Raw genomic sequence first — 26,974 nt, 5'->3', positions numbered from 1 at the left:
CCGGTGGGTCTTTTCCACGCTCAAAAGGAGCGTTCCACTCATGACGACGACTTACGATGCGCGCCTCGGGATCCATCCAGGGGTGCGGCGCTATGTGAACCGGATAGAAAAGACCCTGCGTCCGTCTTTCGATGCAATCGATGCGGTCCGCAGGGAGAATCAGCTCAAGGTACTGGAGGCTTTCCAGGCCTATGGTCTTTCGACCCACCACTTTCACGGCCACACGGGTTATGGGTACGATGACCCGGCCAGGGAGGCGCTAGAGTCCATCTACGCGCGGGTCTTCTCCGCCGAGGATGCCCTGGTACGCCCGGCCATTACCTCGGGTACGCATGCCATCGGACTCTGTCTGCAGGGCCTCCTTTTCCGAGATGACAGCATGGTGGCGATCACGGGTCGTCCCTACGATACCATTCAGCCTACCATCGGTCTGGGGGATGCTCCCCATCCCGACAGTCTGATCGGACGGGGTGTCGCCTACCGAGAAATCCACCTGACGCCCCGGGGCGGCTTCGACCACGAGGCCATTGACAATGCCCTGGCCGACAGGCCAACCATGGTTTACATCCAGCGTAGCGCAGGATACACATGGCGCCGCGGGCTGGTCATCGCTGAAATCGAAGCGGCGATCTCTCAGGTCAGAAAACGATCGCCTGCAACGCTCGTGATGGTTGACAACTGTTACGGCGAGTTTATCGAACAAAAGGAGCCCACCACCCTAGGTGCCGACGTCATCGCCGGCAGTTTGATCAAGAACCCCGGCGGGGGACTGGCCCTGGCCGGTGGCTATATCGCCGGGAGGAGTGTGCTGGTGGAACGCATCGCCGAGCGTATGACCACGCCGGGCCTGGGTCGTGAGACGGGAATCCTCTTCGACCAGGCACGCCCCTTGCTCCAGGGCCTGTTCTTCGCACCCACCGTGGTAGCCTCCGCCCTCAAGGGGGCCCTGCTCGCCGCTAGCGCTTACGAAAGCTTGGGCTACGAAGTGAACCCCAAGCCCGGGGACGCGCGAACGGACATCATCCAGGCCATCCGCTTTGGGACGCCCGAGGCCGTGATCGCCTTCTGTCAAGCCGTGCAGGCCGCGTCCCCTGTGGATGCCCACGTCACGCCGGAGCCCTGGGCCATGCCGGGATACGACGATCCCGTCATCATGGCCGCCGGTGCCTTCGTACAGGGCTCGAGCATCGAGCTCTCCGCCGATGCACCCATACGGCCGCCCCATATAGCCTTTCTACAAGGGGGCCTCACCGAGGACCACGCACTTTTCGCCACGGCCAAGAGTCTGTCCGTTCTCCTAGAGAAAAAGGCCCTAAGGGCTGACGCGATCGCGCGCCTCGAGGAAGCATGACCGGGAACCGTAGAAAAATGGCCAGAAATGACATCCTCTGCAGGGGGATGTCGTTTTTAATTTTTTGCGTGTGTGACGACCAGAGCGGGGTAACAATGGTGTATACAATAATGAACGGAGGTTTAGTTATGGCACAAACACTAAAACCCGAGCTGAGAAATCAGATCATAAAGAGCGCTACAGCGCACTTCACAGCCCGCGGTCTACAGAAGACGACCATGCGGATGATTTCCAAAGACGCGGGAACGTCCCCGGGAAACCTGTACCGGTATATACCCTCAAAACAAGCGCTCTACGATGAGCTGACGGGTTCAACCTACGAACGGTTAAAGGCCCTTGCGGAGCGTCTTGAGCAGATCGGACCAGGACGTGGGCGCATGGCCCTCGAGGAGGTCGATACCTTTTTGCAGATCCGAGGGGAGGAACCGACGGGACTCGCCATCCTGTTCGCCAATCGCAACGTGGAGCCCATGCGATCGCTCATCGAACGTTTCGAAACCCTGCTATCGGGGCAGCTGAGCGCTGGACTGATCGAAGAGGGCAAGGGAGATGCCCTTGTCCTGGGTGAATCCATGGCTCGGGGGGTCATGAGCGCCCTCTTCCATCTTTTGGAACTGGATCCCAACGTCTCACCGGAGACCCTTCGCGCCCTTATCGAGCGCATGCTGGCGGGAGCTGCGGTCGTGGACAAGCGAGAAGGTGAGATGTCGATATGAAAAAAGGATTATTTGGACTCTTGGCACTGGGCCTTTTGACCCTTGCTTTCCTGCGCCTCTACGCCTCACCTGACCCTATTGCCAAGATTCCCGTACCCGTTCGGACCCAGGAGGTGCGATCTGAAATGCACCCGGTCAGGGTCAGCTACCTGGGACGCGTCGCGGCGGAGAGCCTGCTCTACGCTTCCTACGAAAGGGGTGGACGGCTGGCGGAGATTCCCGTGGAGGAAGGTGAGGTCGTTGAAGCTGGTGATCCGCTCGCCCTCCTCGATCGGGCGGACCTGGCCGATGAGCGCGCCCGCGCGGAGGCCAACTACAGGGCTGCAAAGGCCAACTACGAAAGTGCTCTTTCCGGCACGCGCTCGGAGACCCTCCGCGCCCTTATCGCGCGACTGGACAAGGCGAAGAACGCCCTGGATTACGCAGAAGACCAATTGGCAAAGAGCAGGACCCTCCACGAGGCGGGCGCCCTCTCCACCGATGCCCTGGAACAGGCCACCTTACAGCGAGATCTCGCCCAGGCCGACTACAACGCCGTCAGGGCCCAATACGATGAAGCCCAGGCCGGCACGGAAAGCGGACAGATCGAAGCGGCGCGTCAACAGATGCTGGCCGCCAAAAGTGCCTACGACCAGGTAGCGAGAAAGTACGACGAAGCCCAGCTCACGGCCCCTTTCGCCGGTGTCGTTCTCGATGTCAGGGGTAACCCGGGTGATGTCATCGGCGGGGGTGTGCCCGTGGTCATCCTACGGAGAAAGGAGACCCTCGTGGACCTGGGAATCACAGCCAAAGACCTCGACCGCCTCGAAGAGGGGATGGCGGCTACCGTCGACGATCGGATCGCCGGTACACTCCACCGGCTCATCGATGTCCCCGACCCTGCCCACGGTCTCTACCGTGCGGAGGTACGGCTTGAGGAAGAGCGCTTTCACGTTGGCGAGGTGGTACGGGTGGATCTGACCGTGGACCAGGTGACAGGCTTTCGCCTGCCCATCACGGCCTTGGTGGATAGGGGAATCACCGGCGTCTATACCGTGCACGACAATCGGGCCCGTTTCCAACCGCTCGACATCGTGGCCACCCGCGGTGAAGAGGTTATCGTCAGCGGTTTGTCGGACGGCGACGCCGTGGTCATCGAGAACATGACACGGCTCTCGGAACACGACACAGTGGAGGTGCAATGATGCGACGGATCATCGGCGAAAAGCAAATGATCTTCTTCCTGCTCCTGTTGATTTTGAGTGGCGGCGTCGTGTCCTTCCTGCTCCTGCCCAAACAGGAAGCACCGGAGATCGAAGCGCCCTACGCCCTGATGACCACCCCATACCTAGGAGCGGCCCAGTCCGCCGTCGATCGGTTCGTCACCGAGAAAATCATAGAGGAAACCCGGAACACCGAAGGTCATCTCTCGACCATATCCTTTTCATCCCAAGGGCTCTCCACGGTGATTTTGCAGCTCGACTACGGGACGGACACCGATGAGGCCTTTGCTTCTTTGACCCGGCGGCTCGGTGTACTCGAGGGAAAACTCCCCGAGGGAGCCGGTCCGATCATGATCAACACCGATGTGACCGAGACCGCAGGCTTTCTTATTGCCCTCGGCGGTGAAGAAGTACCGTCTGAGATCCTCGGTTACCACGCCGATCGTCTGGTCGAGGCGCTCGCTGATGTGGAAGGGTTGGCGCGACTGGAGACCTTGGGTGATACGCCGGCAGAACTCGTTGTACGTGTCGATGCCAAGGCCCTGCACGACCAGCGGGTGACCCTCTCGGACATCGCTGCCCAGATCGATGCCCAGAACACGGAGATCCCAACCGGGACTCTCGAGGAGGCCGTACCGCTGGTGATCCCCGGTTCCTTCGACCGCGTGGAGGCGCTCGAACAGCTCGTTCTCGATTTATCGCTTGAGACGGGGACACCCCTGATGTTACGCGACCTGGCCGAGTTGAATTTCGAAGCTCAGGAGTCTAACGTCACCTACCGGATCGATGGCACACCGGCCGTCCTTTTGTCGGGAGCCTACGCCGAGGGAGAGAATATCCTGCCCATCGGTCGTAGGGTGGATGCCGTTATCGAGTCCTTCCGCCCCAGTCTACCCGAGGGTGTGGTGCTCAGGACCATCACCAGCCAATCGCGCGAGGTGTCAGACTCCGTCGGCGGTTTCTTCGTGAGCCTTCTGATGGGGATCCTGTTCGTCATCGCGGTGGTCTTCGTCGGTATGGGCGCGCGCAACGCCCTCGTGGTCAGCACGGCTATCCCACTCTCCATGTTGATCACCTTCGCCTTCATGCTCGTCTTCGAGATCCCCATTCACCAGATATCCATAGCCGCCATGATCGTGGCCCTCGGGATGCTGGTGGACAATGCCATTGTGGTCGCCGACAGTATCCAGCACCAGGTGGATCTCAGGGGGAATACGATCGATGCCGTGGCCGCGGGCGCTCGGGAGGTGCTCGGACCCGTGCTCACATCCACGCTCACCACCGTTGCGGCCTTCTCGCCACTTCTGTTGCTCAGTTCACTGGCGGGTGATTACGTGAAGGCCCTGCCGCAGGTGGTCATGCTGTCGCTCGGGGCGTCCTTCTTCGTCGCGATGGTCATCACCCCGGTTCTCGCCCACACTTTCTTTCGAAAAAGCGAAAAACCCTCGCGGTTCACTGCGGAGCGACTGGGCCTCCAGCGGATCCTCTCGGGGGCTCTCGATCATAAGAAGCGGGCCTTCATCCTGGGGATTGCACTGCTCCTTCTCCTCGGGTCCTCCTTTTTCGCCCTGGACCTGATCTTTTTTCCAAAAACCGATAAGACCCTTCTTTACGTGGATATCACGGCGGAAAAGAAAGGAGACCGTGAAGCCACAGGTGCGCTTGTGGCGGAGATCGAAGAAATCCTAGCGGAGGAGGAGGGAGTTGAGATGATGGCTGCCGCCGTGGGTGGAGGCCTGCCGAAGTTTTACGATACCCTGGGCGTCTATGCACCGATTCCCGATCAGGGGCAGATCGCCTTCGCCATTGATCCGGAGAAAAATGTCTATGCCGACAACGCCGAACGCGTGGAGCAACTGCAACAGAAGGTCAGTCGCCGGTTGATCGGAGGGGAAGCGACGGTGAAGGCACTCGAGTACGCGGAACCCAGTGAGGCGGCCATCAACCTGCGTTTCTACGCAGAGAATGTGGAGGTACTTCGCTCAGTGGTCCAGGAGGCCAGGACGATCCTCTCCTCCATTCCGGGCAGCCTCAACGTCCGCACCGACGACCAGGGCAGAACACAGCAGTACGAGTGGCTTCTCGACGAGGGAAGGTTGGCTTACGCGGGCTTGACCAAGGCAGAGGTGTTAAACGAGATCAGCCTGGCTGTCCAGGGACGACCGGTGGGAACCTACCGCGGTGGTGTGGAGGAACATCCGATCCGGATCGTCTCCGATGCGGAGACACTAGAGGCCGTACGCACTCTCCAGATCCGCTCGTCGCTTACCGGACAGAAGACCCCCCTGGCAGCTTTGGGCGAGGTCAGCTTGCGCGCCGTTGAACCCACGATCAAGCGATACGACGGTAAGCGCGTGATGACCCTGTCGTCCGATGTGCTCACGGGCTACAGCCGCTCGGCCATTCGATCAGAGTTGCTGACCCGTTTGAACCAGATGGACACATCGGGTGTGCGCTACGAACTCGACGGTGAAGATGAGAAAATTGCCAAGTACTTCGGAAATCTCGGGACCTCGGCGCTCTTTGCCATCGGCGCCATCTACACGATCCTATTCTTTGAGTTCAAATCGACGCGCGTGCCGCTGTTGATTCTCTTGACCGTTCCGCTGGCATCGGCCGGTTCGGTCTTCGGACTCTTCCTCATCGACCAGCCGCTTTCCTTCACGGCGCTCCTAGGGATCGTCAGCCTGATCGGTATCGTGGTGAACAATGCCATCGTCCTGATCGACCATATCGTCTACCACCGGGGGGAGGGTCTGACCGTCGACGCGGCTTGTCGTGAGGCGTCTTCGAAGCGTTTCCGACCAATCCTGCTCTCTACCACCACAACGATTATCGGTCTTTTGCCACTGGCCTTATCAGAGAGCGAGCTCTTCAAACCCATGGCAACGGCACTGATCTTCGGACTGGCCATCAGCACGCTCTTGACCCTGGTCTTCGTGCCCTTGGTCTACAGTCTGGTCTTTTCCGATGAAACTTCGGAGTCTTCTGTGACGGGTGGGTCAGTATAGGGTATGCTATAAGCGAACATAAACAGAAAAAATAAGGAGATGTTGCTCATGAGAGGGACCATAGGACTCGATATCGGTGGAACGAAGATCTTGGGCGCACTGTTCGATGAACAGGGCGAAATCATCAATCGCGTGAAGAAGAAAACTAAGGCGGACGAGGGAATCGAGACGGTGAGAAAACAAATCATGAAGGTGATCGATCAGCTCTGCGAGGAGGAGGACCTGGAGATTATAGGCATCGGCGCCGGGGCCCCGGGCGTGATCCTGGAGGGAAAAGCTGTGCACTTTAGCCCCAATATTCCCTTTCGCGATGAGAACCTGGCAAAGCTCATCCAGGCGGACTACGACGTGCCCTTTGTCCTGGGTAATGATGTGAACGTCGCGATGTTCGGCGAGTGGCGGCGAGGCAAGTACAAAGAAAAACGCAACGTCATCGGCCTCTTTATCGGTACTGGTGTCGGTGGCGCGATTATCATCGACGGAAAGCTCTATACCGGTGCCGGCGGTGCAGGGGAGCTGGGTCACATGGTTGTACAGCCCGAGGGAACCCTCTGCGGCTGCGGGGCCAAGGGATGTCTCGAGGCCTACGCCTCCAAGGCCGGTATGCTGACGGCCATCCGTGCTGAGCTGGAGCGCGGTCGCGCGTCTTTGCTTACGGATATGGTGGATCCCTTAGGTGCCATGATCAAAAGTAGCCAACTCGAGGAAGCATACAAGGAGAAGGACAGCCTCGCGCGCGAAGTCATCGAACGGGCCGCCTACTATCTTGGTGTAGCCACGGGTAGCCTCGTGAATATCTTCCACCCGGACCTCTTGATCCTCGGCGGGGGTCTCATGGAGTCCCTTGGGGAAGAACTGATCCAGCCGATCGTTGCCGAGACGAGACGCCACACCATGCCGGGGCTGCTCGATGGCGTGTCCATCGATCTCTCGCATCTGTCCGATGATGCGGGCATCATCGGGGCCTACGAACTGATCCGCTCCCAATTGGATTAACGAGATCTTAAGGTCATCTTAAGGCATCTCCTATGGACGATGGAGGTGTCTTTTTTTATACTGAATCCAAAGAACAACGAAGAAGGGGAGGAGTATATGAATCTGAACTACTTTAGCATCTTGAGCATCAGCTGGGCCTTGGTGGGAATCCTCACCAGGATCCTCATGACCATTTTTGGAGAACGGTGGAACAAGTGGGAAATGACAAAGGCTTACAAGGAGGAAAGGCCCCGGTGGGTGGTGGCCGTGTCCCTCCTAGGGGTCCTCTTGGTGGGCTACACCTGGTACCAGGTGATGGTCTCCGATCTGGCGTACACCTGGATCATTGCCCTCCTGCTCACCGTGACCCTTGTGAAAATCGGGGCCCTGCTCTTTCGCTACGATGCCTTTCGGGCCTTTGCCCGCGATGTGCTGGGTAATCCGGCGAAAAAACGGCAACTGACGCTCTCGGTCTTTCTGATCAGCCTCGTCATGCTCTGGATGGGTTTTTTCCTCTACGGGGGTGGCCTGTGATGGGCGAAGAGAAAAAGGGTTCTTACACGGGCCTGGGCCTCGTTCTCGGCACGGGTCTGGGTGCGACGATCGGGCTTTTGTTCTTCGAAGCAAACGAGGGCTTTACCTGGCTCATGAGCGCGGGAATCGGCACAGGAATCGGTCTTCTGATCGGAGCGGCGCTCGACAGCCACAGGTGAAAAATTGTCCCTTCCCGGTATTCTGTTGTGACAAGATCGCCTTTTGGGGTATTAATACAGTGACAGGAAGGAGGTGTCTGATATGAGACGTCTCATTCACGAGATCATCAACCTTAAGTCTAGGCGAGAGGTGCTCCGCGCACAGCGGGGTGATCCCATGATCCGTGCCGATCATCTTTCCAAAGACCAACGTAGACAGATGGAAGAGGACCGGCGCCACCACATCAACCCCGGTGCTGCCATCGACCTAGTCGAAGCGACCATCCGGGATGATGAGCAACGCATCAGAAGAACCCATTGACCACCCCTAGGGGTGGTTTTCCTTTGTATTAAGACTTCGTGACAGGCGGTGACAGAAGGAGCTCCTTTCGTTAGAATAGGGGTGATAGACTATCACGAGAAAGGGTGCTATGATGAAACGAATCCTAACGATTGTAATGGTTCTGATACTACTCACTTCCCTCTACCGGGCGGACTATGCCTCTGTACAAGAAGAGGGGATGCGTGGCCTATGGGTGGCGACAGTGGGGAACATCGACTACCCGAAGACGGCTACCACAGATCCGGTGACACTCAAGCGAGAGGCCATTGCGATCCTAGACGATGCCCAGCGACTCGGTATGAATACTGTCTTTTTACAAGTGCGGCCCACTGCAGATGCGCTTTACTCCTCCGAGCTTTTTCCTTGGTCAGCCTATCTCACGGGCGACCAGGGTGTGGCACCCGCAGATGGGTTCGATCCACTGGCCTTCTGGACCGAGGAAGCCCATGCCCGCGGTATGGAACTGCACGCCTGGATCAATCCCTACCGTGTGACGCGGTCCACCACGGGGAATTTGAACGACGCTCTAGACTCCCTCTCAAAAGATCATATCGTGAGGCAGCACCCGGAGTATGTGGTCGCCCACGGGAACAACCTATACTTCGATCCGGCAAAGGAAGCGGTGAGAGCACTGATCGCCGATGGTGTGGCCGAGATCATCGAGAACTACGACATCGATGGGATCCATTTCGATGACTACTTCTACCCCGGTCGTGACTTCAATGACGATCGGAGCTACGCGCTTCTCAACCGGGGAAACCTTTCACGCGACGATTGGCGCAGGGACAATGTCAACCGCATGATCGAGCAGGTCTACGACCGGATCAAAGACCTCGATCCCGAGGTATCCTTCGGGCTGAGTCCCTTTGGCATCTGGGCCAATGAGCAGGATGTGCCCGGTGGCAGCGCCACACGCGGCAACAGTTCCTACAGCGCCCACTATGCCGATACCCTGGCCTGGATCGAGGGCGGCTATGTGGACTACATCGCCCCGCAGATCTACTGGCATAATGGTTTTGAAATCGCCGACTATGGCGTTCTTCAGTCTTGGTGGCGCGAACAGGTCCGCGGTTCTGATGTCGCTCTTTACATCGGACAGGCCGCTTACCGTACGGTGGGCGCTTCTTCTTCTGATCCCTGGTACGGTGCCTCGGAGCTCCTGCGACAACTCCGCATGAACGAGGCGTCGGGAGAAGTCGACGGTAGTATCTTTTTCAGCTACCGCTCTTTTTTGAACAATCCAAGGGTTTTCGAAGCGGTGGCGGACCACTATGGGGGGACCGAGCCTGCACCGACCCAACCGCTAGCAGCGGCCTCCACAGGTACGTCGCTTATCCTCTCGCTCCCGTCCTACGATCTCAGGACCGAGTCCGATGGCTACTACCTGGCCGGTTCTTCGGATCCCTCGAAACCGCTGGTCATGAACGGCCGGATCATCGCAGATCGCACGGCCTCGGGATACTTCGGAATCTACGTCCCCCTCGATGCAGGGGCCAATAGCTTTACCTTTACGCAGGGGACCCGCTCTGTGACGCGGACGATCACCAAGGGCGGCTCGTCCTGGACGCCAACGCCCGTCTCAGCACCGGTTCTGGTAGCCACATCGATGGATCCTGCTGAGGGGATCGTGATGTACGAAGCAGGTCAAGAGATGACCCTCAGTGTGATGGCCCCCATCGGGGCCAAGGTGCGGGCGATCGTGGGGGACGATTCCTTGGTGATGACCCCCGGGACGACCTTTGATTACGGTGGTCCTATCTACAACACCACCTACAAGGCCACCTATACCTTCCCCAAGGCGACCAGTACCACCGGTCTTCGCTCTCTGGGTTCACCGGTATTCGAGATGACCTTCAAGGGAAAGACCTCCTCGCTTCGATCCACGGCCCAGCTCTTCGTGCTGGGGGAATCGGCCGGTTACTACGGTGAGATGCGAAGCGACCGGGTCGACAGCTACTTCAACGCGACCAGAAGCGGTGGCTCGGCTGAGATCATGACCCGTGGTATGACGGACCGCGTGGATGCGCTCTATGCTGACATGGTGCGCTTTTCCGACGGACGATGGGTCAAGCTGTCCGATGTGGCCCTGACGCAGAAAACCGGAGGTTTAACCTTCGATCTGAAAAGGATGGCGACGGACAGATCCACACTTCGCTTCGACTTCACCCATCTGCCGAGAGCCACGGCCACCTATGCCTCTGGTGTACTGACGCTAGCGTTTCCCGAGACCACCCGTCTAAGCGGTGTTCCGATCCCGACGAGCCCGCTTGTGAGCGAAATCCAGGTTGACGGCAATCGCATGAAGCTGTCGCTTGTCCCTTCCGCTCGGATCGACGGCTATCATTTCACAAGCGAAGGGGAGACCTTGGTCCTCCATCTGCACCAGCGTCCGGTTGTTCAAAGCGGTCCACTACCGCTGTCGGGCATCAAGATCATGATCGATCCCGGGCACGGTGGTAGCGATGGGGGTGCAAGGGGACTGTCGGGTGATGTGCTGACGGAAAAGGACATTAACCTGGGTGTATCCACAAAGCTCCAGAAGCGCCTGGAGGATCTGGGGGCGACGGTGATCATGACCCGCCAAGTAGACCAAGCCCTATCCCTCTCGGAGCGCCTGCAGCAGCAACTGGAGAAGCAGCCGGATCTCATGCTCTCGGTCCATGCCAACAGTATTGGGGCCGAGCGCGACATCACGCAGATCCAGGGGTTCTCCACCCATCTGAAACATCCGCTCGCACGGGGGATCGGCGACCTGCTCCAGCGTGAAGCCATCGCCATCGGGCGAAAGGACCGCCGCGTCAATGAGAACAACTTCTATGTGGTGCGGTCCACGGCCTTCCCTGCGGTACTGGTGGAGATGGGTTTTGTTCCCAACGCTGGTGAGTACGAATACCTGATGAGCGACTTCGGAAGAGAAGAACTCGCCGCCGCCCTGAGCCGGGGGATCGTGAAGTACTTCGAATGACAACAAGGATACCCTCTCGCGAGGGTATCTTTCTTGTTGTGTACTGACCCTCTGGTGTAGAGCGACTGCGGTATTGTCCGGACCAGTGCTACAACGAAAACCTTTTTTGTGGCACCTACCTGCTCGAAGCGGGCTTTGCTACTATGGTAAAATATGATAAAATATGAGCTAGAAAAGGATATGGGGGGAACCTGCATTGAAATATCGATCTTTGAAAGATATCGTATATGATTATATTTCTGTCCAGATTCGTACGCAAAAGTTGAAGCCGGGAGAAAAAATCAATGAGAATCAGATTTGCGATGCGTTGGAAATTTCTAGAACACCGGTCAGAGAAGCACTGATCCAACTGAGCAATGAAGGGTGTATTGAGCAAATTCCGAGGCGCGGATTTGTCGTCAGAGAAATCAAGGTAGAACGGGCGAACAATATCTACGAAATCATCGGAGCGCTTGAAGCCCTGGCCTTTATTCAGTGTCTGGATAAAAAAGAAGCTGTCGATCTGCCATTCTTAGGCGAGCTAGTCGATCGGATGGATGCCCGTATTATGAAGGGTCAGTACGATGAGTATTACCAGCTTCAAAACGTATTTCACGATGTCTTTATTCAGGCGAGTGAAAATGAAGATCTGATTCGTATCTTGGGTAGCCTGAAAAGAACTTTGATCAAGCAATCCTACAATGGAACGCAAGACGAAGCCAGCTACCGTGAAGCGCTCAAGCTCACCAATGAAGAGCACAGGCAGATTCTCACTCTATTCGAAGCAGGGGACCGCGAGGCACTGAGACGATTCGTAAGGGACATCCACTGGAATGTACGCTATGCGGAGATGGAAATCTTAATATGAACAGAACTGGTCTTGGGATCAGTTCTTTTTTTGCGGCTTTATGTATATTGTATTTTGTGTATTTACAGAAAATTCACTCAATCGCTTGACATGGCAATCGGAATGGACGTAAACTGTAAGTGAGTTATATATTATATATAAAATATTGTATACATAAGGAGTGGTGGCATGTACGGCAGTCAATCGATGACAGGTCAGTTGAAAAAAGTATTGATCAAGCACCCGAAAGACGCGTTTAAGAGTCAAACTGTTCTCGATGAACAGTCTCCCGAGTATGGATTCATAGGCACCCCGAACTTCGATGAGGTGCTAAAGGAGTACAGGATCTTTGAAGAGATCCTTCACAAGGAACAAGTAGCGTGTTTCTATCTACCTGAAAGCGATCGTGTGGGACTGGACTCCATTTACGCACACGATCCACTGAAGATGACGAGCAAGGGTGCGATCTACTTTCCTATGGGAAAAGTGAGGCGTTCTGCGGAAGCGGGAGAGACAAGAGCCTACCTCGAGGACCTAGGCATCCCAACGCTGGGTACGATCGAAGCGCCTGCAAAGATCGAAGGCGGCGATGTGGTTTGGCTTGATCATGAGACCGTGGCCATCGGCCGAGGATACCGTACGAACGACGCTGGAATCGCGGCCTTCAGGAAGCTGACGGAAGGCATCGTCAAGGAGATCATCGTGGTGCCCATGCCCCACGCCGACGGAGAAGAAGCTTGTCTTCATCTGATGAGCGTGCTTTCCATGGTCGATCAAGATTTGGCAGTCGTATACTCCAAGTATATGCCAGTTTTTTTCAGGGAGTACTTGATCGATCGTGGGATGGAGCTGATCGAAACCCCCGATGGGGAGTACGACTCTCTCGGCACCAACGTACTCGCTTTGGGCCCCCGAGTGGCCCTGATGATCGAAGGAAACGACACCGTCAAGAGAGGTCTCGAGGAAGCCGGGTGCAAAGTATACACCTATCCCGGAAAAGAGGTTTCCTATCGAGGTACAGGTGGTCCGACCTGTCTAAGCGCACCCTTGCTCCGCCTATGAAAGAAGGATAACGATATGGATGGGATTCAAATCGATGCCCTGGAGATCGAAACGTTACTCCTTGCCTACGTAGCGATTCCCTCTCAAACAGGAACCCGTAGGGAAAGTGCTGCGGCTCAGTTCGTCCATGAGTACTTACGATCCCAGTCCTATTTTCAGGCGAATCCCGACCTGCTAGGATTGTTCGAGGTCTCAGGAGATCCATTAGAGCGGAAGGTAGCATGGGCAATGATCAAGGGGGACGGCCCCGATACTGTCGTGATGGTTCACCATTACGACGTGGTCGGCGTCGAGGACTTTCTCGAGTACAAAGCCCTTGCCTTTGAACCGAAAGCTCTGATGTCCCAACTCGCTCGTAGCCCACAGGTATTGAGTCCTGAGGCCAGGGAAGACCTCGAAAGCGGTCAATGGCTGTTCGGTCGAGGTACGGCGGACATGAAAGCCGGTGGGGCCATTCAAATGGTGCTCATGAAGAAGATCGCTGAACTGGCTCACTTCACAGGTAATGTGATCATGATCGCTGTTCCCGATGAGGAGAATACGTCGGCCGGCATGCGCTCGGCCATTCTCTTGCTCGATCAATTGAAAGAGAAGCATGGATTACGATTCAAATGCCTGTTGAACACAGAACCGCACCAGCGAAAAAATGAGGGCATCGGCATTGTGTCCGGTGGATCTGTCGGCAAGACCTTACCCTTTGTCTATGTCAGGGGTGTTCTCGCGCACGCGGGAAAAAGTCCGGAAGGTTTTAATCCCCTTCAAATACTCTCTGAAATCGTCACGCGAACCGAGATGAACCCCGCGCTTAGCGACGAACGACCGGAGGTCGGCGAAATGGCGCCACCACCCACTTGGTTGATGCTTCGCGATAGCAAAGGCCAGTACGATGTCTCCATGCCGCTGTCGGCCTATGGATGCCTCTCTGTTTTGTCACTGACCAATGAGCCCGGTCAACTCCTGCAACAGCTGGTGGACATAGCCAAGCAGGCCACAGAGACGAAAGGCAAAGCGGTCCATGCTGCGATCGGTCTTTATGCGAAGAAGACAGGGCGGGTGCTTCCTTACGAAAAGTGGTCCCCTCGTGTGATGACTTTTTCCGGCTTGCTCTGTGAGGGTGAGCAGCTGCACGGTGGGGCCTTTGTCCATGTCTATGAAGAGGCCTTGCGTGAGGCCGAGCGAGGATTGATCGCGGGAGACACAGACTATGCAAAGGCCACGTGGACACTGGTCGATACGCTGGTCGATGCAATCGGTGTGCAAATCCCCTTGGTTGTGATCGGGGTCCAGCCACCCTACTACCCGAGCGTCTCCTACTTGGATCGACAGGATGATCGCCAGGGAATCGAAAGCCTGTACAAAAAGATCGACGCCTATGCAAGGGACCACTTTCAACAGTCCTACGAACTAGAGGCTTACTTCACGGGCATCTCCGATCTAAGCTACGCCTCTCTCGAAACACCTCAGGTGGATCTTCTTGAGAAAAACGTGGCACAGCAGATGCCTTTGTACGGTGGACAGTATTTCCTTCCCTTTGCCAGCATCGCAAAGAACGCCATGCCCTGTATCAACATCGGTCCCTGGGGAAAGGATTTTCACAAGATCAGCGAGCGTGTCTTGAAAGAAGATGCCTTTCATCGAACACCGTCACTTGTTCTGTTAGCGATAGAAAAACTACTCGACAAGGCCCCCCATTGAAGGGGAGGCGAGAATGAAGGAGGAAACTATGTTTAAACAGACCATCGTCAGACGTCCGGCCAAGTCCATGATCGAAGGAATCACATCGGCCCCTGAACTCGGTAAACCCGACTACGAGCTAGCCTTGGCTCAACACGATCGATACATCGAGGCTTTGAAACAATGTGGCGTAGAGGTGCTTGTCCTCGAGGCACTTACGTCCTATCCAGATTCCTGCTTTGTAGAGGATGTAGCCGTGTGTACGGACCACTGTGCGATCATAACGAATCCAGGGGCAGCATCGAGAAACGAAGAGAAGGAGTACATCCGCACGGCGATCGAAGGCTTCTACTCAAAAGAGAAGATCGCAAGCATTGAGTCACCCGGTACCCTAGACGGGGGCGACGTGATGATGGTGGGTGACCATTTCTACATTGGACTTTCGGAGAGAACCAACCAAGAGGGCATCGACCAGTTCATCAAGATTCTCGAGACGTTCGGCATGACCGGTGAAGCGGTGGAGATGAAGGAGATGCTACACCTTAAAACGGGTCTTGCCTATCTGGAGAACAACCATCTCCTTGTCGGTGGAGAATTCATCACAGCCGATCAGTTCGAGAGCTTCCATAAGATAGTGGTGCCGGAAGACGAGGCTTATGCCTGCAATTGCATTTGGGTCAATGATCATGTGATCGTTCCCGCTGGTTATCCGAAAACCGAGGAGAAGATCAGAGCGCTTGGATACGATGTGGTCGTAGTGGATACATCGGAGTATCGCAAACTCGATGGCGGACTCAGTTGTCTGTCCTTGAGATTCTAGCAAGTGGGTGTGCACGTGGGGGCGTGCAAGAAAGGGATCAAGCAACTGCGTCAGCTTACGCATCCACCGATGACCCAAAGAGGGGTCCTTAGGGTGGAGACAAGCAAAAGGAGGATATCATGACTCAAGCAACAGTAGAATTTATCGTTTGGGAAATTCTTTGGGGGACTCCCTTGGTCGTCACGATCTTGGCAATCGGAATTTTTCTCACCGTGAAAAATGGATTCTTTCAGTTTCGATTTGTGAAACACGCATTTGGTGAAGCGACCAAGGCCATTATGCCCTCAGGAAAAAATACAGATGCGGGTGTGATTTCGTCTTTTCAAGCGATGAGCATTGCCCTGGGGACAACCGTAGGGGTCGGGAACATCGGGGGTGTCGCCGCGGCCATCGCCATTGGAGGTCCCGGTGCAATCTTCTGGATGTGGGTAGCCGGTCTTCTCGGCACGATCATCAAGATGAGCGAGATTTCATTGGCTGTGCACTACCGATCGCATAATAAGGACGGTTCAGCCTACGGTGGACCTAACTACTACATGAAAAAAGGCATCGGTCTACAGAAAAAAATGCACGGTGTTTTCAAAGCCCTCAGCGCCCTTTTTGCCTTCGGCTTCCTAGTGGGTTTTTTCATCAACATTCAGATCTATACCGTTTCCGAAGCCATCGCCACTACCTTTGATTTCAACATGATTCCCGTGGCCATTGCCTTTACGATCATTCTCTACCTACTGATCTCAGGTGGTTTGAAAGGACTAGGACGTATCGCGGAATTTGTCGTCCCCTTTATGATTGTTTTCTACCTTGGAGCCGGACTCTTTATCATCGCAAAGAACATCCAGCTGGTTCCAGAGAGCTTCGGACTGATCTTCGGGAGCGCTTTTACGGGCACTGCAGCAATCGGTGGTTTTGGTGGGGCTGCCTTCAGTCACGCGATTAAAACAGGGATGGCGCGCTCCGTTTTCTCAAACGAAGCCGGTTGGGGCTCCGCCCCTATGGTCCACGCCTCTGCTAAAGTAGCCCACCCAGTGAAACAGGGGATCTTGGGCATATTCGAAGTGACCGTTGACACCCTGTTCATTTGTACGATCACAGCGCTTGTCATCATCGTCACGGGAGAATGGAACTCCGGTCTATCAGGAGCAGAACTGACCTTGACGGCTTTCGAAACAGGCATCGGCTCTTTCGGAAGAATCATTCTGGCCATCGGTACCTTCTTCTTTGGTATCACGACTGCCAGCGGCCTTTATGCCCAGATGGAAGTCGTGGTCCGCTATTTGATCGGTGAGTCAAAGGCCAAGGAACGTATTCTCTCCATCTACAAATGGACTTATCCCTTACCGGGTTTAGCGCTCGTGATGATCGCCGTATACTTCGCCTTCCCCGGGACAACGGTCTGGCTCTTTTCCGACATGTCGACGGCGCTTCCGATTTTCGCCAATGTCGTGGCCCTGGCCATCCTCAGTCCGAAGTTCTCCGATCTGCTCAAGGATTATAAAGCCAGGTACATGGGCATCGGAACGGTGGATCCGGACTTTGAAGTCTTCTATGAAGAGCGTCCTGAAAAAAAGAACACCCTTCGCAGTGAGGCGGAGCCCGTGGAATCGTAATAAACAAAAAAAGCAAAGATCAGGTGTCTCTTGGTGGGGATGCCTGGTCTTCTGTCGTTGGCGAGAAGAATCATGTCTCTTGCCGCTTGGCGCGATGAGACGCTTTGAACCGGCCGTTTCGGGGTAAATATGAACAAATGGAGAGAGGTGATCCTATGATCGATAAGAAGATCATCGAAGACGTGGCGATAACCGCCATGGCTGAAATTAGAAAATTACCCTCCGATCTAATGGCGGAAGAAAGAGCACATGTACTGGCCGTCGTGCGATTTTGCGATATCCTTGCCGTCCGTCGTCACCTCGATCGCGACCAGTTACAGATGGCCGCATGGCTTCACGACATGGGACGTTACAGCGGGGAGGACCAAGGACACAGTCAACGCAGTGCAAAGATCGCTCGCCATCAACTGAGTGCCCTTGGCCTTGAACAAGAAACAATCGATGCCATTGCTTCGGCCATCCGATATCACACCAAGAAAGACCGCCTCCATGCTGAGATGGACGAGGCCTTGAAAGATGCCGATTGCCTTGCGCAGCGGGAGGCAGGCACCCTCGATGACCACAATCCCTACCGGCTCCTTCGGGCGGAGAGAGCTCTGTTCCTAGAAGGACCTGTTCTTGGGGATCCCCGTCGGTGCCGGCAGTACTTGAACGATACCTTGGAGGGCTTGGCTCAGATGCAAGGCTCAACACTAGATGGTGACCGGGTCCACGATCTACGCGTGGCCTGCCGTCGCTTGCGCGCCGTTCTCGGGGCCACCAAGTGCGATGGAGAGATAATCCGTCCCCTCAAAAGGCTGTCCAGAGCACTCGAACCTGCGCGGGAGGCCGCGGTAAATCTCGCCTTAGCCCGTGCCTACCTCGGACCAAAGCGACTGGCCGGCATGAAAAAAAACAAAAGGAAGGAGGAGAAGAGAGCCTCCAAGCTTCTTCAGGAACTCAGAATTTCAGAGAAGGACCTAAGAGAGGCGATCGAACAGGCACAACTGATCCCCTTGGCACAAGCACTTGAGCGTCTCGATCCGAAAGCGATCCTGGCGGAAGAATCCTGGCATGAGCGCCGCGTGATGATCAAGCACCTACGCTACGCCGTCGAGTCATCGCTCGTCCGCAGCCGCCACCGGGCTAAGATGATAGAGGTTTTGAAAGGTCTGCAGGATCTCTACGGCGAGTGGCATGACCTCCAGCAGTTTCTCGCCACGGCTCAACTAAAGAAAAAGGAGCGGAGGACGATCAGGGATGCACTCAAGAGCGCGAGAAAGAACATCGAAATCGAAACGACCTTCGGATTGTTTTGGGTCCGCTATCATCTGTAGGATAGCGGATTTTCCATTGACAGGACCACCGCAGATGTCGTATCATAGTAGTGGTTTAGCACTCAATATTGATGAGTGCTAATAAGAAACGTGAACAGTAACGAGAAAAGGGAGAGATGAGGATGACAAAGAAGGCATTTCAGACGGAATCCAAGCGTCTGCTGGATCTGATGATCAACAGCATCTACACGCACCCTGAGATTTTCTTGCGAGAGCTGATCTCCAATGCGAGCGATGCAATCGATAAAATGTACTACAAAGCGCTCACGGATGCGTCGATCCAGTTCAACCAAGAAGATTACCACATCGACATCACCGTAGATAATGAGACGCGGACGCTGACGATTTCCGACACGGGCATCGGCATGAACGCAGAAGAGCTCGAGGAGAACCTGGGCGTTATCGCCAAGAGTGGTTCGCTCAATTTCAAAAAGGACAACCTGGCCAAGGACGGTTATGACATCATCGGTCAGTTTGGCGTAGGATTTTACTCCGCCTTCATGGTGGCCGACCGCGTGACGGTGATCTCTAGAGCCCACGGGAGCGACCAGGCCTACAAGTGGGAGTCGGAGGGAGCCGAGGGCTATACCATAGAACCCCACGAGAAGGAAGACGTGGGGACCACGATCACCCTGCATCTGAAGGAAAACGCTGACGAGGTTACCTACGACCAGTTCCTCCAGGAACATGAGCTGAAGCGCATCGTCAAGAAGTACTCAGACTTCGTCCGCTACCCCATCCGTATGGAGGTAGAGAAGCATCGCCCTGTGGAGGGCGATGAAGAGGGGGCCACAGAGGCCTACAGAGAAACCGAGGTCCTCAACAGTATGGTGCCCCTCTGGCGCAAGAACAAGAACGAGCTGAAAGATGAAGATTACGTCAACTTTTACCACGAGAAGCACTATGGTTTTGACGATCCGCTCGCCCACATGCACATCAAGGTGGACGGATCGGTGCGCTACAACTCCATCCTGTACGTTCCCTCGCGCACGCCCTACGATTACTACACCAAGGAGTACGAGAAGGGGCTGGAACTTTACTCGGCCGGCGTCATGATCATGGAAAAATGCGGCGACCTCCTGCCCGATTACTTCAGTTTCGTCAAGGGAATGGTGGATTCAGAAGATCTGTCGCTCAACATCTCCCGTGAGATGCTACAGCACGATCGTCAGCTGAAGTTCATCGCAAAGAACCTCAAGACCAAGATCAAAAACGAGCTCGAGCGGATGCTTGAGAAGGACCGCGACAAATACAAGACCTTCTACGAGTCCTTCGGTCGTCAGCTGAAGTACGGCGTCTACAGCGATTTCGGACAGCACGGCGATTTCCTCAAGGATCTCCTGCTCTTCTATTCCTCCTCAGAGGAAGCACTGGTCACCCTCGCAGAGTACGTCGATCGCATGGCCGACGATCAGCCCTACATCTACTATGCCTCCGGTGAAGAGATCGGACGCATCGATCGTATGCCGCAGACAGAAAAGGTCAAGGACAAGGGATACGAGATCCTCTACTTCACCGACGAGGTAGACGAGTTCTCCATCAAGATGCTCGGTACCTTCATGGACAAGGAGTTCCGCTCTGTATCCAGCGGTGATCTGGGTGAACCCTTCGAAGAAGAAGTCACCGAAGAGGAAAAGGCAGCGCATGAAGACCTTTTCGAGGCCATGAAGGCAATCCTCGGCGACAAGGTCAAAGACGTCCGCGTCTCCAAACGCCTGAAAAGCCACCCCGTCTGTCTGACAAACGAGGGCGACCTTTCCATCGAGATGGAAAAAATCCTCAAGCAGATGCCTGACGGCGGCGGTGTGACAGCGGATAAGGTGCTGGAACTCAACACCAAGCACCCGATCTTCACGGCTCTCGAGAAAGCCCACGGAGAGGATGAGGGGAAATTCGAGCGCTACACGATGCTTCTCTACAACCAGTCCCTGATGATCGAGGGACTTCCCGTCGAAGATCCGGTGGCCTTTGCCAATGCCATCTGTGAAGTCATGGTCTGATCCGAAATTAAAATTGTCTTACAGCCGCCTTCGGGCGGCTTTTTTCATAGCTTAGGAAATAGCATGCGCAAAGAGATGTGGATGAAATGAGAATAAGTAGTTGGCATCAGTAGAGAGGAAAGATAAACTGATACTATGAAAACAACTGTTGATGCCAAATACAGAATAAAAGATATCTTCAGGGATCACTTTGCAGACTTCTGGAAAGAAAATGCCCATAAGTTTCCAGAGTCGCAACGAGAGCAGATTCAATCTCAAGTGAAGAAGATGATCGAATGTGGAGATCCAAAAGGAGGGTATATCAAATATAAGTGTACCCATTGCGCCGAAGAAAAGATAATTGGATTCACCTGTAAAAGTAGGTTTTGTAATAGTTGTGGAAAGAGATATAGTGATGAATGGAGCGATAGGCAGCAGTCTAAACTGCTAGATGTGATCCATCGCCATTGTGTATTCACCATACCTGAGGAATTCAGAGCGCACTTTTTCTATAACAAGGACTGCTTAAAGGATTTGCAAGTCTTGGCGTGGGAAGTCGTTGAGGAAACCATCAACAGGGTGAATGGAAAAAATCGCGAAGCATATGACAGAAGAAAACGACGTAAGCAAAAAGGTTTACTGTGGCAAACTGGTATGATCAGCGTGGTTCATACCTTTGGTCGTGATTTAAAATACAATCCACATGTACATGCATTGATCCCTGAGATAAAGATGAAAGGCGATGAAATAGGTGAACTGAACTATTTCAACTACACGAGTTTTCGAAAGATCTGGCAATATAAGCTTATCCAATACATGATCAAGAAAAATCCCCATAAAAGTCGAGAGTACAATGGCTATTTCAAACGATACAAAGACGGATTTTATGTTTATGCAGAGGGGAAAATGAAAAGTGCCAAGAAGAGCGCCCAGTATATTGGGCGCTACTTGGCACGACCAGCCATGGCAGAACACCGCATCATGGGGGTCACTGAGAGAGAAATCAGGTATTGGTATATTGATCATAAGAGCGAAAAACGAGAAGAGGTCACAGAAAGCATCCATACATTCATGGGCAAACTCGTTCAACATATCCCAATGAAAAATCAGAAGTTAGTCAGGCGCTAGGGAATCTATTCAGGTAGAACTGCTTTGACGAGGAAAAGGATGTATGGTTTACAGCAATATATCAAAAGTGGCTACCAGCGGACCTATTATACAAACAAAAGCTGGTGGAATAAAAGAGCATCGAAAATGAGTTATCGCCAAAGACTCATTCAAAACTTTTCAAAAGATCCGATGCGTTGTAAGAAATGTAAGCATGTGATGGAATTATGGGAGATATGGCATCCGAAGTATGGATTGATTTATGATGTAACAGAGAATTGTCTTACTATACCATCGAGGAGTGAAGAGAAATGGATGAACGAGAATACACCATCCCATTCGGAGCAGATGCACCAGTTGAGTATGTTCAGTTTCGATGCAAACGTTGTGGCTATGAAGAAGGAATCGATGCAGATATCGTCTACGAAATGTCTACACCAGAAAACTGCGATGAAAAGGGGAAACCCACTGCACTGTGTGTCAAGTGCAATGGGCTTATGGTACCCATAGACTAAATGAATAGTCTAATCACCGTGTAGGTTTTGATTTATTGCCGCCGAAGGCGGTTTTGTTCTGAGGGAAGGGGTACATATGGTGTGGAGGTGTTTGACTTGAACACAAGACGTATCGTAATCCTGTTTTTACTTGTCATGACGCTGCTGTCGACCGCTTGTGCGGGCGGGCCTGCGGAACCAAAAGAACCGGCGGAAGAACCAGCCGGGCAAGCAGAGGAGCCGCTTCCTGCAGTACATCCTTCCTTTACTGTGGAGACCTATCCGCGGATCGACGGCTCAACAGTCACGATCCCACTGAACGAACGGTTGACCGCCACCCTCCTCGATATGGAGATCGAGGAAGCGCGTCAGTACGTCCTGCACGCCAAGACCCACGGAGCCTATGTGAACCTGATCGAAGGAGAACGGGACCTGATCTTCGTCACATCCCCCTCTGATGAGGAAAGACAACTGGCCGAGGCCAATGACGTGACTTTGGAGATCGTCCCCATCACAGCCGAAGGCTTTATCTTCCTCGCACGCTCCGATCTAGCCATCGACAGCCTGAGCCAAGAAGAGATTCGCGGTATCTACACAGGCGCGATCACCAATTGGTCCGAGGTGGGTGGACAGGATCTACCGATCGTGGCTTTCCAGCGACCGGAGAACTCGGGAAGTCAGACCGGTTTTCTTGATCTCGTGATGAGGGGCGAAACACCAGAGGAGCCACCGCTCGACCAGATCGTGGCCGAGATGGGGATGTTGATCGATGCCGTGGCGACCTTCCGACCTGAGAGCGGCGCCCTCGGATACTCTTACTATTACTTTGCCACGGATATGTGGCAGCGTGACGAGGTCAAGCTACTCGCGGTAGACGGGGTGATTCCTTCGCCGGACCATTTTACCTCTGGAGCCTATCCATTTACTACCCACTACTACGCTGTCTTCAGGGCAGAAGAAACGAGTGATTCGCCTGTCCGGCAGATCGTGAACTGGCTCTTGACCGAAGGAGGACAGAACCTGGTGGAGGAGGCCGGTTATGTACGCGTCACACCTTAGAGGCTTGGGCCTTCTACTGATCCTCTTGCTCGCCGGTTGTAGCACAGGACAGAGGCCGCCAGCAGAAGAGATCCCGCCGCTTCCCTCCGTCGAGACACCAGCGGTAGACGCCCCTCAGACCCTAGAGATTTTATACCCCAATCCCGTGACCTTCGTTTACAACGAACAACCCACGGAAAACGGTTATCGCTCCCGCATGGAGGGCATGGAGGGGCTGGCATCTAAGGAGATGACTTCTCAGATCCGGCAAAGGATCGACGCGACCTACGATGCGCTAGGAGAAGCGGGTGTACCCGCCTACCGCGGGATCCGTGTCTTTGTTGGAGAAGGAGAAGAGCCCGTCAGTGAAAACCTGTACATGAACGAGAGTTTCAACCACAATGGGCTTATGTCTCTGATTTTCAATCATGAGATGGGATTCGAGGGGGATCGCTACGTGAGCGAACTCATCGCCGAGACCTTTGATATGTCTTCGGGTGAGTTGTTGCAGTTAGTCGACCTATTTGAGAACGATCTTGAAAGGGTGCTTGCCTACTTCAACCAGCGGATCAACGAACGTCTGAAAGAAGACGCAGCTTACGAAGAGAAGGCCGGCGATGGTTTCTACTGGTATGGTGATCGTCTGCGACTGGCCGGACGCTTCGATGGCATCGCGCCAGATCAAACCTTCTACCTCGGAAGGACGGGGTTGACGCTGGTCTTCGATCACCGCACACCGGCCTTTGCCACGGGCTATCACCCCGACTATGCCACCGGCTTTCATCCGGCTTACCTGCAGATTCCCTATGACGAGATCTCGCGAGAGCTGACCTTGATCGATGCCTTTTTCTCCCCAAGACCCTCTCTTTTCAGTGCGGAATCACCCCTGGTCCCCGAGCTCATCGTTCGGGACTCAGGCGAGATGGGGGGTGCTGTGCGGAGTGAAACCCGGGAGGGTGTCACCCTGTATGTTGAGGCGCGCTATCCTGAACCCCTGCCGTCTCCTGTGGCACAGGAGGTTGAAGAACTCCTCGAACTGGATGAGGCGCTGTTGGCCCGGCTGATCGACCGTGCGCCTTCGGTCTCAGGTGAAGCCTCCTACCACCACTACCTGTGGATGAATTACTGGGGGCCCTTCCTGAGCTTGAACCGCAACATCGACCTCTACGATGGGACCACCTGGGAGTCCCATGCCCTTTACAGGATTTACGATGAACAGGGGGAACGCCTGCTCATCGAAGACCTCTTTGTCGATCCGGACCTCGTGATCCGCGACCACCTCCTACCTGCGCTCGAGAGAGAGATGGAAATGGCGCGCGTTACGGAGGAGGTGACGGCACAGGATCTGGTGCACGGTATGAGCCTGGGTCTGGGCGGAAGCGAGATCAATGTGGCCACCGAAGCCGTGGAAGTACAAGGTGGCGGTAGAACGAGCCTGAGGTTTCACGTGACTTTTCAAGAGGTGGGGGTCGATCAGTTGAAGTTCCTCTCCCAGTGACAACCTTTTCAACGCTGCCCCTTTCTGATAGACTGGTGGCAATGGAAGGAGTGGAGTGGATGCACTATCTTGAGCAAATCCGTGGCTACCGGCCATCGACGGCGGAGGAAGCTGTCGAAAAAGAGGTCATTCTGGAGCATCTGGAGACCCTGGGCGATCGGTGTTTGGACCGCAAGCACCATCTCTACCATTTGACGTCTTCTGGCCTGATTTTCGATCCGGCGCTCGAGCACCTTTTGATGATCCACCACCGGATTTACGATACCTGGACCTGGACCGGAGGACACACCGATGGTCAGACGGATCTTCTGGGCCTAGCGATCCAAGAGGCCAGGGAAGAGACGGGTGCCCTGCGTATCGATGTTCTCACGGAGGAGATCGCCTCCCTCGATATTCTACCCGTACCACCCCACCACAAAAAGGGCCGATACGTACCGGCCCACCTGCACTTGAACGCGGCCTACCTACTGCTGGCCGATCCAGATGAGCCGCTGACGGTCAACCATGAGGAGACCCATGGGGTGCAGTGGATCCCCATCGAGGCTCTCGACCTCTATAGCAACGAACCTGAGATCCTCAAGATTTATCACAAGATGATCGGCAGGGCTCGAGGGCTCAGCAACGCGCGTCAAAAATGATGAGTAATAGAAAGGAAGGCCACCCATGACGGATCGCAAACCGCCGGTCAAAGACGGCGAAAAGGAACCTACAGGTGATGAGTCCATCAAGGAACTATTGAAACCCATCGCCATACACGAGGCGAAGAGCGCCTATCACAAGGCCCGGCTAGTGGCGGTCCTAGCTGCCAGGGGAACGAGAAAGGCCAAGCAGTGGATCGATCGGGCGAAGGAAAAGCGAGAAGATTAATCATGGCGGTCTTTGGACCGTCATGATTACTTGAAGGGGTGTTGGGAATGAATAAACAGTTGAAAGCGGATCTTCTCCTGGTGATGATGACCTTTTTCTGGGGGGCGTCCTATGTCTTCACCAAGATCGGGCTCGGTGAAGTGAGCCCCATGATGCTATCGGTGTTGCGCTTCGGTATCGGCTTTTTCTCCCTCTGGTTCGTTTTTGGCAAGCGCCTGAAGCGTCCAGATCCCGCGACGCTCAAACTGTCTGCCATCTTCGGCTTGCTCCTTGCCGCCACTTTTGCCCTGCAGACCTTCAGCCTCCTCTACACATCGGTTTCCGCGGCCAGTTTTCTGATCAACCTGACGGTGATCTTCGTACCGATGCTCTCGGTCTTTATCACGAGGCAGCCACCCGAGAAGAGCGCTTGGTTGGGCGCGGTGATCGCGATGACCGGCGTGGTCCTCTTGACGGGAGTCACCAGCCTCTCCTTCAACCTAGGCGACATGCTCGCCATGATGTGCGCCCTGACCTTCTCCGTCCACATGCTGATGATGGGAACAGTGGCCAGGGGACACGACCCCATCGTACTGGGTAGTTGGCAGCTGTTTTTCGCCGGTCTCTACAGTCTAGGGATCGGACTAATGGTGGAAACAGCAGCTTTCCCCGTCTCCTTCACGGGATGGGGAGTTGTCTTGTTCCTTGCCATCTTTTGCACGGCCGGTGGTTTCGTGGGGCAGAGCTATGCTCAGCAGATCACGTCACCTACGCACACAGCGCTGATCTTCATACTGGAGCCTGTTTTCGGTGCGGGAATCACCTACTTGATCTTGGGCGAGCGATTGAGCGATCGCGGTGTGCTCGGGGCCATCCTGATCCTGACAGCCACGGTGATCACGGAGCTCAGACCCATCGAACGCCTGATGGGGGCAGCACTCACCCTCGAAGAAAAATGATGTTCACGATACTTTGCGTGTGAAATGAGTACAAAGGGGTATTCATTGTTTGAGCCACCAGAAAAGGGAGGAGGTATGCGATGCCAGCCTTTGATGCGATGTTCATTCCGGGTCGCGATTCACTAGAAACCTTCGATCGGAGACTCGAAGCCTTTTGTCGAAGCTTAAAACCGGCGGAGGCCGGCATGGACCTGTTCATCGCCACCCACGAGCTTTTGATCAACAGCATCGCGGAGATGGAAAACAACCCCGGGGTCTGTACAAAGGCCATTCACGTCACGGTACACGAGGCACCTGCGTATCTCGAGGCAGTAGTGGTCGACCGCGGGCGGGGAATCGACCGTGACAAACGACCTGGCGACGATCCCAACGATTTGTTGCTTGAAGAGGGCAGGGGGCTGATGATGGTTGAGTTGCTCACTGATTATTTTGCCACGCGGACAGAAGACGATGGTTGCAAAGCCTACGTCATCAGAAAACACATATAGGGAGG

At 54.7% G+C, this 26,974-nt stretch carries 24 protein-coding genes; all 24 read left to right on the top strand.

Translation table 11 applies throughout. From position 1 onward, the window contains the following. Positions 1-40 precede the first annotated feature (40 nt). Positions 41-1,351: a methionine gamma-lyase family protein gene (locus ACULM0_RS01200; RefSeq protein WP_463678634.1), complete on the top strand. Its 1,311-nt coding sequence runs from the start codon at positions 41-43 to the stop codon at positions 1,349-1,351. Between the two features lie 128 nt (positions 1,352-1,479). Beyond that, positions 1,480-2,067 carry a TetR/AcrR family transcriptional regulator gene (locus ACULM0_RS01195; protein WP_463678633.1) on the top strand — a complete coding sequence of 196 codons (588 nt, stop codon included), beginning with the start codon at positions 1,480-1,482 and terminating at the stop codon, positions 2,065-2,067. Continuing rightward, a complete protein-coding gene (locus ACULM0_RS01190; RefSeq protein ID WP_463678632.1) occupies positions 2,064-3,251 on the top strand; it encodes an efflux RND transporter periplasmic adaptor subunit in 1,188 nt (395 codons plus the stop codon). The genes ACULM0_RS01195 and ACULM0_RS01190 overlap by 4 nt, the downstream gene beginning before the upstream one ends. Continuing rightward, the gene (locus ACULM0_RS01185; RefSeq protein WP_463678631.1) at positions 3,248-6,280 is read left to right on the top strand and encodes an efflux RND transporter permease subunit; all 3,033 of its coding nucleotides are present in this window, start codon (positions 3,248-3,250) and stop codon (positions 6,278-6,280) included. Before ACULM0_RS01190 ends, ACULM0_RS01185 begins: the two co-directional genes overlap by 4 nt. Positions 6,281-6,328: 48 nt before the next feature. Then, a complete protein-coding gene (locus ACULM0_RS01180) occupies positions 6,329-7,276 on the top strand; it encodes an ROK family protein (protein ID WP_463678630.1) in 948 nt (315 codons plus the stop codon). A 96-nt stretch (positions 7,277-7,372) separates the two neighbouring features. Further along, entirely contained in the window at positions 7,373-7,789 is a 417-nt protein-coding gene (locus ACULM0_RS01175; protein WP_463678629.1) for a hypothetical protein, read from the top strand. Continuing rightward, a complete protein-coding gene (locus tag ACULM0_RS01170; protein ID WP_463678628.1) occupies positions 7,789-7,968 on the top strand; it encodes a hypothetical protein in 180 nt (59 codons plus the stop codon). Before ACULM0_RS01175 ends, ACULM0_RS01170 begins: the two co-directional genes overlap by 1 nt. Positions 7,969-8,050: 82 nt before the next feature. Further along, positions 8,051-8,269 carry a hypothetical protein gene (locus ACULM0_RS01165; RefSeq protein WP_463678627.1) on the top strand — a complete coding sequence of 73 codons (219 nt, stop codon included), beginning with the start codon at positions 8,051-8,053 and terminating at the stop codon, positions 8,267-8,269. 109 nt (positions 8,270-8,378) lie between these two features. Then, positions 8,379-11,255: a family 10 glycosylhydrolase gene (locus tag ACULM0_RS01160; RefSeq protein ID WP_463678626.1), complete on the top strand. Its 2,877-nt coding sequence runs from the start codon at positions 8,379-8,381 to the stop codon at positions 11,253-11,255. Positions 11,256-11,451: 196 nt separating this feature from the next. After that, a complete protein-coding gene (locus ACULM0_RS01155; protein WP_463678625.1) occupies positions 11,452-12,102 on the top strand; it encodes a GntR family transcriptional regulator in 651 nt (216 codons plus the stop codon). A 168-nt stretch (positions 12,103-12,270) separates the two neighbouring features. After that, complete coding sequence (locus tag ACULM0_RS01150; protein ID WP_463678624.1) at positions 12,271-13,143, top strand: dimethylarginine dimethylaminohydrolase family protein; 873 nt, start codon at positions 12,271-12,273, stop codon at positions 13,141-13,143. A 15-nt stretch (positions 13,144-13,158) separates the two neighbouring features. Beyond that, positions 13,159-14,838 carry a M20/M25/M40 family metallo-hydrolase gene (locus ACULM0_RS01145; protein ID WP_463678623.1) on the top strand — a complete coding sequence of 560 codons (1,680 nt, stop codon included), beginning with the start codon at positions 13,159-13,161 and terminating at the stop codon, positions 14,836-14,838. Positions 14,839-14,866: 28 nt separating this feature from the next. Then, on the top strand, positions 14,867-15,637 hold the full coding sequence (locus ACULM0_RS01140; protein WP_463678622.1) for a dimethylarginine dimethylaminohydrolase family protein: 771 nt from the start codon (positions 14,867-14,869) through the stop codon (positions 15,635-15,637). A 119-nt stretch (positions 15,638-15,756) separates the two neighbouring features. Continuing rightward, the gene (locus ACULM0_RS01135) at positions 15,757-17,244 is read left to right on the top strand and encodes an alanine/glycine:cation symporter family protein (protein WP_463678621.1); all 1,488 of its coding nucleotides are present in this window, start codon (positions 15,757-15,759) and stop codon (positions 17,242-17,244) included. 155 nt (positions 17,245-17,399) lie between these two features. After that, on the top strand, positions 17,400-18,560 hold the full coding sequence (locus ACULM0_RS01130; protein WP_463678620.1) for a CHAD domain-containing protein: 1,161 nt from the start codon (positions 17,400-17,402) through the stop codon (positions 18,558-18,560). A 122-nt stretch (positions 18,561-18,682) separates the two neighbouring features. Then, positions 18,683-20,560, top strand: coding sequence for a molecular chaperone HtpG (htpG, locus tag ACULM0_RS01125; RefSeq protein WP_463678619.1), 1,878 nt, complete (start codon positions 18,683-18,685; stop codon positions 20,558-20,560). A 135-nt stretch (positions 20,561-20,695) separates the two neighbouring features. Beyond that, positions 20,696-21,667: an IS91 family transposase gene (locus ACULM0_RS01120; RefSeq protein ID WP_463678618.1), complete on the top strand. Its 972-nt coding sequence runs from the start codon at positions 20,696-20,698 to the stop codon at positions 21,665-21,667. Between the two features lie 290 nt (positions 21,668-21,957). Then, positions 21,958-22,161: a hypothetical protein gene (locus ACULM0_RS01115; RefSeq protein ID WP_463678617.1), complete on the top strand. Its 204-nt coding sequence runs from the start codon at positions 21,958-21,960 to the stop codon at positions 22,159-22,161. Positions 22,162-22,257: 96 nt separating this feature from the next. Further along, positions 22,258-23,199 (top strand): PstS family phosphate ABC transporter substrate-binding protein, encoded by a 942-nt coding sequence (locus tag ACULM0_RS01110; protein ID WP_463678616.1) that lies wholly within the window; start codon positions 22,258-22,260, stop codon positions 23,197-23,199. Further along, positions 23,180-24,676, top strand: coding sequence for a hypothetical protein (locus ACULM0_RS01105; protein ID WP_463678615.1), 1,497 nt, complete (start codon positions 23,180-23,182; stop codon positions 24,674-24,676). Before ACULM0_RS01110 ends, ACULM0_RS01105 begins: the two co-directional genes overlap by 20 nt. Before the next feature lie 59 nt (positions 24,677-24,735). Continuing rightward, complete coding sequence (locus ACULM0_RS01100; RefSeq protein ID WP_463678614.1) at positions 24,736-25,314, top strand: NUDIX hydrolase; 579 nt, start codon at positions 24,736-24,738, stop codon at positions 25,312-25,314. 25 nt (positions 25,315-25,339) lie between these two features. Next, positions 25,340-25,543 carry a hypothetical protein gene (locus ACULM0_RS01095; protein WP_463678613.1) on the top strand — a complete coding sequence of 68 codons (204 nt, stop codon included), beginning with the start codon at positions 25,340-25,342 and terminating at the stop codon, positions 25,541-25,543. 47 nt (positions 25,544-25,590) lie between these two features. After that, positions 25,591-26,481, top strand: a complete 891-nt coding sequence (locus tag ACULM0_RS01090; RefSeq protein ID WP_463678612.1) for a DMT family transporter — start codon at positions 25,591-25,593, stop codon at positions 26,479-26,481. Between the two features lie 80 nt (positions 26,482-26,561). After that, positions 26,562-26,969, top strand: coding sequence for an ATP-binding protein (locus ACULM0_RS01085; RefSeq protein WP_463678611.1), 408 nt, complete (start codon positions 26,562-26,564; stop codon positions 26,967-26,969). Positions 26,970-26,974: the final 5 nt, after the last annotated feature.

The sequence above is a fragment of the Halotolerantifilum yawarlongkerapense genome, from assembly GCF_054506745.1.
The sequence above is the reverse complement of the archived record's forward strand: the minus strand, read 5'-3'. Positions and strand labels throughout refer to the sequence as shown.

Excerpts from the sequence above, each read along its gene's own strand:
- ACULM0_RS01200 (WP_463678634.1), top strand. The coding sequence starts at position 41 with ATGACGACGACTTACGATGCGCGCCTCGGGATCCATCCAGGGGTGCGG.
- ACULM0_RS01085 (WP_463678611.1), top strand. The coding sequence starts at position 26,562 with ATGCCAGCCTTTGATGCGATGTTCATTCCGGGTCGCGATTCACTAGAA.
- ACULM0_RS01170 (WP_463678628.1), top strand. The coding sequence starts at position 7,789 with ATGGGCGAAGAGAAAAAGGGTTCTTACACGGGCCTGGGCCTCGTTCTC.
- ACULM0_RS01120 (WP_463678618.1), top strand. The coding sequence starts at position 20,696 with ATGAAAACAACTGTTGATGCCAAATACAGAATAAAAGATATCTTCAGG.
- ACULM0_RS01115 (WP_463678617.1), top strand. The coding sequence starts at position 21,958 with ATGGATGAACGAGAATACACCATCCCATTCGGAGCAGATGCACCAGTT.
- ACULM0_RS01105 (WP_463678615.1), top strand. The coding sequence starts at position 23,180 with ATGTACGCGTCACACCTTAGAGGCTTGGGCCTTCTACTGATCCTCTTG.
- ACULM0_RS01130 (WP_463678620.1), top strand. The coding sequence starts at position 17,400 with ATGATCGATAAGAAGATCATCGAAGACGTGGCGATAACCGCCATGGCT.
- ACULM0_RS01185 (WP_463678631.1), top strand. The coding sequence starts at position 3,248 with ATGATGCGACGGATCATCGGCGAAAAGCAAATGATCTTCTTCCTGCTC.
- ACULM0_RS01150 (WP_463678624.1), top strand. The coding sequence starts at position 12,271 with ATGTACGGCAGTCAATCGATGACAGGTCAGTTGAAAAAAGTATTGATC.
- ACULM0_RS01160 (WP_463678626.1), top strand. The coding sequence starts at position 8,379 with ATGATGAAACGAATCCTAACGATTGTAATGGTTCTGATACTACTCACT.
- ACULM0_RS01140 (WP_463678622.1), top strand. The coding sequence starts at position 14,867 with ATGTTTAAACAGACCATCGTCAGACGTCCGGCCAAGTCCATGATCGAA.
- htpG (WP_463678619.1), top strand. The coding sequence starts at position 18,683 with ATGACAAAGAAGGCATTTCAGACGGAATCCAAGCGTCTGCTGGATCTG.
- ACULM0_RS01100 (WP_463678614.1), top strand. The coding sequence starts at position 24,736 with ATGCACTATCTTGAGCAAATCCGTGGCTACCGGCCATCGACGGCGGAG.
- ACULM0_RS01190 (WP_463678632.1), top strand. The coding sequence starts at position 2,064 with ATGAAAAAAGGATTATTTGGACTCTTGGCACTGGGCCTTTTGACCCTT.
- ACULM0_RS01175 (WP_463678629.1), top strand. The coding sequence starts at position 7,373 with ATGAATCTGAACTACTTTAGCATCTTGAGCATCAGCTGGGCCTTGGTG.
- ACULM0_RS01135 (WP_463678621.1), top strand. The coding sequence starts at position 15,757 with ATGACTCAAGCAACAGTAGAATTTATCGTTTGGGAAATTCTTTGGGGG.
- ACULM0_RS01165 (WP_463678627.1), top strand. The coding sequence starts at position 8,051 with ATGAGACGTCTCATTCACGAGATCATCAACCTTAAGTCTAGGCGAGAG.
- ACULM0_RS01180 (WP_463678630.1), top strand. The coding sequence starts at position 6,329 with ATGAGAGGGACCATAGGACTCGATATCGGTGGAACGAAGATCTTGGGC.
- ACULM0_RS01090 (WP_463678612.1), top strand. The coding sequence starts at position 25,591 with ATGAATAAACAGTTGAAAGCGGATCTTCTCCTGGTGATGATGACCTTT.
- ACULM0_RS01095 (WP_463678613.1), top strand. The coding sequence starts at position 25,340 with ATGACGGATCGCAAACCGCCGGTCAAAGACGGCGAAAAGGAACCTACA.
- ACULM0_RS01195 (WP_463678633.1), top strand. The coding sequence starts at position 1,480 with ATGGCACAAACACTAAAACCCGAGCTGAGAAATCAGATCATAAAGAGC.
- ACULM0_RS01145 (WP_463678623.1), top strand. The coding sequence starts at position 13,159 with ATGGATGGGATTCAAATCGATGCCCTGGAGATCGAAACGTTACTCCTT.